Here is a 1,847-nt window from a genome sequence, read left to right as displayed (position 1 = left end):
CAGCCGCTACTGTGAGCTCTATGGCGCCTGGGCGGCGCGGCTGTCGCCGACTATGCGACAGAGCCACGTCGCTGGCGAGCGCATGTTCGTTGATTACGCCGGCACGACGCTTGAGGTGATGGATGGTTCGACCGGCGAGGTACTGACAGCCCAGCTGTTCGTCGCCTCGCTCGGCGCGACGAACTACACATATGCGGAGGCCACCTGGACGCAGGGCCTGTCCGACTGGATCGGCTCGCACACGCGCGCCTTTGCGTTCATCGGCGGGGTTCCGGCAGTGGTGGTGTCCGACAATCTGCGCTCGGGCGTCACCAAGGCTTGCTTCTATGAGCCGACGGTCAACCGCACCTATGCCGAGATGGCGGCTCACTACAACACCGCCATTGTTCCGGCGCGGCCGTATCGCGCCCGCGACAAAGCTAAGGTAGAAGTTGCGGTCCAAATTGCGACTCGATTTATCGTCGCGAAGCTGCGCAACCGGCAGTTCTTCTCGCTCTGCGCATTGAACGTGGCCATCGCCGAGCTTGTCGCACAACTCAACAACCGCGTGTCGCGCCATCTCGGTGCGAGCCGCCGCGCGTTGTTCGACGAGATCGAGCGCGCGGCGCTCAAACCGCTGCCGGCCGAGCCCTACGTCTTTGCCGAATGGAAGGAATGCAGGGTCGCGCTCGACTACCACGTCGAGATCGAGAAGCACTACTACTCGGTGCCGCACCAATTGCTGCGCGAGAAGGTTTGGGCGCGCATCACGGCGCGCACGATTGAAGTCTTCCACTGCGGCAAACGCGTTGCCGCCCATGTGCGCTCTTCCTCCGACCGCAAGCATACGACGGTGCGCGAGCACATGCCGTCGAGCCACCGGCGCTATGCCGACTGGACGCCAGAGCGCCTCCGGCGAAGCGCCGCCGAGATCGGCCGCCGCACGTCGGCACTGATCGCGACTATCCTGCGGGAGCGCACGCATCCCGAGCAAGGCTTCCGCGCCTGTGTCGGCATCCTGCGGCTTGCCAAGACATATGGCCGCGAGAGGCTCGAGGCTGCATGCGGCCGCGCGCTCGAGATCGGCGCGCGCTCCTACAGTTCGGTCAACTCGATCCTCAAGAACAATCTCGATCGCCAGCAGCCCGCAACGCCCACGGACGGGCCAGCGATAGCGCACGACAACATCCGTGGCCCGACCTACTTCCATTGAGGAGATGACGACTGATGCTCTCACATCCCACTCTAGACCAGCTCAGAGCGCTCAAGCTCGACGGCATGGCGCAAGCCTTCACCGAGCTCGAGGTGCAAGAGGAGGCTCGCAATCTCGCGCACGCCGAATGGCTGGCTCTGCTGCTCGACCGCGAGGTCGCCTATCGCAGCACCCGTCGCTTCCAGGCCCGACTGCGCGCCGCCCGGCTGCGGCACAGCCAAGCCGCGGTCGAGGACGTCGACTACCGCACGCCACGCCGGCTCGACAAGGCGCTGTTCCAACAGTTGGCCACCTGCCGCTGGATCGCCGAGCACCGCGGCCTGCTGGTCACCGGCCCGTGCGGAATCGGCAAGTCGTGGTTAGCCTGCGCGCTCGCGCAAAAGGCTTGCCGCGACGGCTACACGGTCCACTACACGCGCGTGCCGCGTCTGTTCGCTGATCTCGATCTCGCTCATGGCGACGGCCGCTTCCCGCGACTGTTCCGGATGCTGGTCAAGGTCGATTTGCTTGTATTGGACGATTGGGGACCCGACCGCCTCTCAGCCAGTCAGCGGCGCGATCTCATGGAGATCGTCGAGGACCGTCATGGCCGCGGCTCCATCCTCATCACCAGCCAACTCCCTGTGGCAACTTGGCACGAGGTTATTGGCGAGCC

General features: G+C 65.0%; 2 protein-coding genes. Both read left to right on the top strand.

What is annotated here, in order from left to right; translation table 11 throughout:
• The coding region (istA, locus tag C7G61_RS42595; RefSeq protein WP_108523395.1) for an IS21 family transposase at positions 1-1,192 on the top strand (1,192 nt) is incomplete at its 5' end.
• Positions 1,193-1,206: 14 nt separating this feature from the next.
• On the top strand, positions 1,207-1,847 hold a 641-nt coding region (istB, locus tag C7G61_RS42590), incomplete at its 3' end, for an IS21-like element helper ATPase IstB (RefSeq protein ID WP_108523394.1).

The organism is Bradyrhizobium algeriense, assembly GCF_003062295.1.
Classification (GTDB): domain Bacteria; phylum Pseudomonadota; class Alphaproteobacteria; order Rhizobiales; family Xanthobacteraceae; genus Bradyrhizobium; species Bradyrhizobium algeriense.
Note: the sequence above shows the minus strand (reverse complement) of the source record. Positions and strands in the feature narration are given on the sequence as shown.